This window comes from Mycobacterium sp. TH-M103 (genome assembly GCF_057473785.1).
Window position 1 is genome coordinate 1 of sequence record NZ_JBYCLG010000187.1, and the last position, 4,381, is coordinate 4,381.

Here is a 4,381-nt window from a genome sequence, read left to right on the forward strand (position 1 = left end):
TCGGCGCGCAGCCGGGGCTCGTCGATCTCCCAGTAGCTGTGCTCGCGGCCGTCGAGCAGGATCACCGGCAGCCGGTCGCCGAACTCGGCCCGCAGGGCGGGATCACCCGCCGCCGCGGCCGCGTCGACGTCGGTCGTCGCCAGGTCGAAGCCCAGCTCAGCGGCCAGTTCGGCCAGCCGCTCGCCGACGTGCACGCACATCGCGCACCCGTTGCGGGTCAACAATCGCACCTGCCGGCGGCTCGGGGACTGGGTCATGACCGCCAGTGTGTCACCGGCGGCGGGGCACCCGACGAGCCGCGTGAATTGTGGGACCGGCGGGCACTGGCTAGGTTGCCGCTATGGCCGACGACACAGTCCGCGTCGATCCGCTGGCGATGCGGGGGGCCGCCGCCTCGCTGGGCGGTACCGCCGAGCACCTTTCTGCTCAGCTGGCCGATCTCGACGACCAGGTGGGTCAGATGTTGGACGGCTGGCGCGGCGCGTCGGGCAGCGCATACGGCTCGGCGTGGGAGCTGTGGCATCGCGGGGCCGGCGAGGTGCAGGCAGGTTTGTCGATCCTGGCGTGGTTGCTCGACGAGGCGGCGTCGGGTTACCAGAGCAACGAGGCCGGGTCCGCCCAGGCGGAGCGGGCGGTGCGCGGTGGTTGAGGCGTTCGCGGTGGACCCGGCGGCGCTGGCCGAGGTCGTGCAACGGATAGCGGCATTTCAGCGCTATGCCGAGGACATGATCACTGAGCTCGATTCTCGCGTGACGCGTCTGCACGCGACTTGGTCTGGCGCCGCGGCCGCCGCCCACGCCGAGGCACACCAGCACTGGGAGCGCGGCGAGGCGATGATGCGGGAGGCGCTCGCGCAACTCGAGAAGGCGGCCACGACCGCGCACGGCAACTACACCGGGGCGATGTCGACGAATCTCGGCATGTGGTCGTGAACCGATGGCACCGCTGGCGTGTGACGCGACGGCGCTAGACCGTGCCGGCGCCACGGTGGTGGACACCGGCGTTTCGTTGGGGTCGGTGATCTCGGTTTTGACCGCGGCACTGGCCGGCGGTGCCGGCATGGCCGGTGACGATCCGGTGGGCGCGGCGTTCGGTCACAGCTACGACCAAGCCGCCGCGAAATTGATCGACGCGATGGCCGGCGCCCGCAACGGGCTGTGCAGCATCGGCGACGGCGTGCGGGTGTCGGCACACAACTACGCGCTGGCCGAGGCGATGTCGGATGTCAGCGGCCGGGCCGCGGCCCTGCCGATGCCGCAGGTGACCGGGCCGTTGATCGTGGGCTCGCCACCGCCTGCTGCGGTGGGCGCCGGGAGCGGCGCCCCCGCCGGTTGGGGCTGGGTGGCGCCGTATGTCGGAATGATCTGGCCCAGTGGCGATTCGGCGAAATTGCGGGCCGCCGCGGCGGCGTGGACCACCGCGGGCGCCAACTTCATGGCGGCCGAGACCCCGGCGGGCGGCGGCACGATGGCCGCCATCGCCGCCCAGCAGATCCCGGAGGGCGCCGCTATCGACAAGGCGTTGTCCGATGCCGCCAATGCCACCACCGACATCGCGCGGCAATGCCAAACGATCGCCGCCCAGCTCACCGGCTACGCAGCCGAGGTCGAAGCGGTGCACGCGGCGATCCTGGATCTGTTGTCGCGCATCTGTGACCCCCTGACCGGGATCAAAGAGGTCTGGGAGTTCCTCACCGACGAGGACGAGGACGAGATCAAGAGAATCGCCGAGGACATCCGCACGGTGGTCGACAACTTCGCCCGCGAGGCCCGGGCACTTGCCGGCCAGATCAACGCCACCGTCTCCGCGGCCGCCACGGCCGCAGCGGATATGGGCCGCTGGGCGGGCAAGGAGTGGGACCACTTTCTGCACGGCACCCCGGTCGGCAGGGCCGTCAATCAGGCGGGCCAGTTTTTCAAGGGCGTCGGCCAAGAGGGATATGGATTCGCCAAGGGGCTCTGGGAATTCAGCCCGAACCGGCTCCAAACCGACCCGGTGGGTTACTTCAGAGACCTGGCCGGCATGGTTTCCGGGGAAGCACCGCTGGTCGGCTTGGGCCCCGACGGCGGGCCCGGAGTAGCCGAGTCCTGGAAGGCGCTGGGCAAGGACGTCACCCACTGGGACGAGTGGAGCACAAACCCGGCCGAAGCGCTCGGGAAGACCGCCTTCGACGGGGCGACGTTGGCGGTGCCGGGCGGGCCGCTCTCGAAGCTGGGCAAGGTGGGGCGCGACGCCGCCGACGCGCTCAAGGGCTTGCGCAAGCCGCCCCTGCCGGAGGTCCCCGAGGCGCCGCCGGTCAAGGGCCCGGCAGAGCCACCGGCGACCGGCCCCAAGCCGCCGGAAGCGGGCCGGCCCGCACCCCCGGCCAAGCCGGCACCCGGGCCCGCCGACGGTCCCCTGCCTCACAGCCCGACCGAATCCAGACCGCCCGTCGCCGAGAAACCGGCCGCGGGTGAGCCGCCCAGACCGGCCACGCCGCCAGCGCCCGGGGTCAGGCCGGTGGCGCCCGAGCCGGCAGACCGGACACCTCTCCCCCACCAGCCGCCCGAGCCGGCCCCCGCGCGCCTGCCGGCTGCGCCCGTCGGCGAGTCGGGCGCCCCTCCCGGCGCAGATCTGCCATCGCCGCCGGAGCCCCACCCGCCGACGCCGCCTTCGGTGCCCATAGGCGAAGCGCCCGCCGAAGTACCTCCCGACCTGGGCGAGCTGCCCCGCGGCCAGGAACCGGGCCTTCGCCCGCCCGAGGTGCCTGGCCCCTACGACGGCCCCGTTCACCCAGTTGACGGCGAGGGGCCACCATCGGACCCGGCACCCGGGGAAGCCAACCCGACGCCGACAGACGATAGTCCGTCACCTAATCACGAGGGTGATCAATTAGCGGATTCGGCGAATCAAACGCCTGGGCACGGCGAGATGCCCGGTCGGCAGACAATTAGCGGTCATGGTAGCTACGATCCAGATAACGGTTTATTTGTTGTCCCCAAAGGATCGAGTATTACGACATTTGCAGAACACGGCTCGACGATCACTGATTCGCTTGGAAACTTGATCGAGACCGGTGGCGACACATCCGGAGTTTATTCCAAGACATTTTACGCCGGAGAATCAATACCGAACTATACTATTCATCCTCCCGACGGCTTGAACATTTTGGGTTCACCGCTGACAGTCGCGAAGTCGACATTGATCAGTGCGCTGATACACGAAGGCATGGGAGACATCGACCTTGCGGTGTGCACATACGATCCGTTCAACCCTTCCGGGAAGACTTACCATCTAACAGGCATATACGATAGACTCAATAACAAATTCACGCCTTACGAGAGGTCTCGGCCTTGACCCCACCGGATGCCTTTAGTGTGGAAGCATTGATCGATATTGCCGCCGAGCAGAAGTCGCCGGAAGCAACTCAGCAGCTTTTCTCGGCGCTTAGGGGTGTCGAACTATTTTTCCCGCGAACGACTGTTCTGCACGAAGGAAAGGAGCTCAACGCAACTCCCCTGCTCCGGCTCCTAGACGGCAAGCATGCCATGATGCTGTACACATCGAAAGATCACCCGGATTTGCCAGAAAAGTTCGCAGGTGGCGCGTTCGAAGATGCCCTTGCAGCCGCGTTGGAAATGCCAGATCTCGACTGGGTGATCTTGTCCAATCGCGCCTCAAAATGGATTGCAATGAACAAGCAACAGATCATCGAAACCCTCCGCGGCCAGCGACCAAAAATGATGACTACCAACAGCTCGACCGAGCTGTCAGGAAATACCGGAGACCCGCTCGAGGATCTCATTACCCGTGCCGTCCGCACACCGCAAGAGGATTTACTCCCGTCGATCGCGTCCAAGCTCCGACGTCGCGAGATATTTATGGAGTTAGCGAAAGCGCAGAGTGAAGACGGCCAACCAATCATGAAGACGTTCGCCATTGACCACCTGCCGAGTGTGTTACGTGGGTATACCACCCGATCGCGGCCCGCGATCAGATATGGAGGGATGCAATGGGAAGCACTCAAAGAAATGGTCAAAGCTGCCACTCAGATCAGCGGTATTCAAATCGTAAATGAAGCGGACGACTGGGTGGTGTTCGACCGGGCGGCATTGGGCCTCGGGGAGGGCGACTGACATCTGCAGGCCAATACGCGAACCGGAGAAGTACTGGTACCAGCGGCGTGCGTTTCCGGATTCGGATGCCCACCGCCATTAGCCTCGAAATTTCACGGTGATGGTGTGGTGGCCTGAGCGGGTTCGGATTGGCGTTTTTTGGCCTCGGGGCCGCAGCAGACCATGCGGCAGCCCGGGCGGTAGCTCGTGCGGTGTTGATCGCAGCCAACGCGGCATCGGCATCGGCGGCCAACGTGGCGATCAACCGCGACACGGTGGGATCGGAT

General features: G+C 66.4%; 5 protein-coding genes and 1 pseudogene. 4 read left to right on the top strand and 2 right to left on the bottom strand.

All coding sequences use genetic code 11. The features are described 5' to 3' along the window. A partial coding sequence (locus AC2VOR_RS10370; RefSeq protein ID WP_486963740.1) for a glutaredoxin family protein occupies positions 1-257 on the bottom strand: 257 nt, incomplete at its 3' end. A gap of 83 nt (positions 258-340) precedes the next feature. On the opposite strand from AC2VOR_RS10370, the gene AC2VOR_RS10375 reads away from it, so the two are divergent. The 4 genes from AC2VOR_RS10375 to AC2VOR_RS10390 are packed head-to-tail and all read left to right on the top strand — an operon-like array spanning position 341 to position 4,115. Beyond that, positions 341-649: a WXG100 family type VII secretion target gene (locus tag AC2VOR_RS10375; RefSeq protein WP_369740807.1), complete on the top strand. Its 309-nt coding sequence runs from the start codon at positions 341-343 to the stop codon at positions 647-649. Next, a complete protein-coding gene (locus tag AC2VOR_RS10380) occupies positions 642-932 on the top strand; it encodes a WXG100 family type VII secretion target (protein ID WP_369740808.1) in 291 nt (96 codons plus the stop codon). The genes AC2VOR_RS10375 and AC2VOR_RS10380 overlap by 8 nt, the downstream gene beginning before the upstream one ends. 4 nt (positions 933-936) lie before the next feature. Further along, entirely contained in the window at positions 937-3,336 is a 2,400-nt protein-coding gene (locus AC2VOR_RS10385) for a putative adhesin (RefSeq protein ID WP_369740809.1), read from the top strand. Continuing rightward, entirely contained in the window at positions 3,333-4,115 is a 783-nt protein-coding gene (locus tag AC2VOR_RS10390; protein ID WP_486963741.1) for a hypothetical protein, read from the top strand. The genes AC2VOR_RS10385 and AC2VOR_RS10390 overlap by 4 nt, the downstream gene beginning before the upstream one ends. A 109-nt stretch (positions 4,116-4,224) precedes the next feature. Here AC2VOR_RS10390 and AC2VOR_RS10395 read toward each other — a convergent pair. Continuing rightward, a pseudogene (locus tag AC2VOR_RS10395) lies at positions 4,225-4,381 on the bottom strand (IS1380 family transposase); the annotation flags it as partial.

Bases quoted from the DNA above. Each gene is read 5' to 3' on its own strand.
- AC2VOR_RS10375 (WP_369740807.1), top strand. From the start codon at position 341: ATGGCCGACGACACAGTCCGCGTCGATCCGCTGGCGATGCGGGGGGCC.
- AC2VOR_RS10385 (WP_369740809.1), top strand. From the start codon at position 937: ATGGCACCGCTGGCGTGTGACGCGACGGCGCTAGACCGTGCCGGCGCC.